Below are 1,162 nucleotides of genomic sequence, written 5' to 3' on the forward strand. Positions count from 1 at the left end.
TGGAGAGGAATAAAATGGCCATCAGCACGATATTGCTGTGCACGAAACGGATCACGATGGCCGTCACCACGCAGCCCGATGATGGTGCCGATGATGCGGTCGCGCGGCGCTGGCGCGTCATGCTGAAGGTGGGGCGCAGGATGATGACGATGGTCATGCCCGGCGCCGGCTATGCGCCGCATGTGCCGCGCCTGGAAGATGTGTACCACCTGGCTCTGGGCAGCCTGGGCCTGGAGGAAACGGCATGAGCGCCGTTCCGCAAGCGGCCGCGCCGCACAGTGCCGCCAGCCGGCCAGCCAGCCACTCGGCCCTGGGCGCCTGGCAGCTGGCATGGCGCGAGGCGGGCAGCGAGTTCGCCTTCGGCCTGCGCAGCGGCGTCATCGCCCTGATCTTCATCGGTTTGACGGCCTACCTGCTGATGGTGCTCAGCCACGCGGGCTATCTGCGCCAGATGGGCGCCGCCGACATTCCCCGCAACGCGCCCAGCCTGATCTACATGATGACCTCGGGCGACGCCTTCTTCCTGCTGTTCGCCTGGGCCTGGGTGTTTGCCCAGCCCGTGATGCGCGACCGCCAGGCGCAATTGCAGGAACTGGTGATGGCGGCGCCCGTGTCGCTGCGCGCGTTGCTGCTGGGACGCTTCCTCGGCGCCGCCGGCGTCGCCATGCTGCTCGGCTCCTCGCAGGTGCTGGGCTTTCTCATGGCGCCCGTGCTGGAATGGCTGGGTATCGTGCCGGCTGGCTCGGTGGGTCCCACGCCCTGGGCCGCGCTGGCCTGGGCCTGGCTGGTGTTCGTCGTGCCCGGCTCGCTGGGCTGCGGCGCGCTGTACCTGATCGCCGGTCTGCGCACGCGCAGCCTGGCCGGCCCATTCGCGGCGGCCGCCGCCCTGATGATGTGCTGGATGTTTGCGATGATCGTGCTGAAGGGCGCGCACATGGACCCGCTCTGGTCCACCTTGCTGGATCCCACCGGCTTCGCCGAGGCGGAAAGCCAGGCCCTGAACTGGACGCCGCATGAAAAATCGACGGCCCTGCTGGCCCTCACGCCGGCGCTGTTGCTGAATCGCCTGCTGTGGTGCGGCTTGCCGCTGCTGTGGCTGGGCTGGACCGTGCTGCACGCGCGGCGCGAACAGCTGGTGCTGGAGCGGCCGGCGCGCCAGGGG

Annotated in this window: 1 protein-coding gene; it reads left to right on the forward strand. The window is 69.2% G+C overall.

Features of this window, described 5'->3' with window-relative positions; translation table 11 throughout:
• Window positions 1-244: 244 nt before the first annotated feature.
• The coding region (locus JaAD80_RS29385; protein ID WP_219726912.1) for a hypothetical protein at window positions 245-1,162 on the forward strand (918 nt) is incomplete at its 3' end.

The organism is Janthinobacterium sp. AD80, from assembly GCF_002878455.1.
Taxonomy (GTDB): Bacteria; Pseudomonadota; Gammaproteobacteria; order Burkholderiales; family Burkholderiaceae_D; genus Janthinobacterium.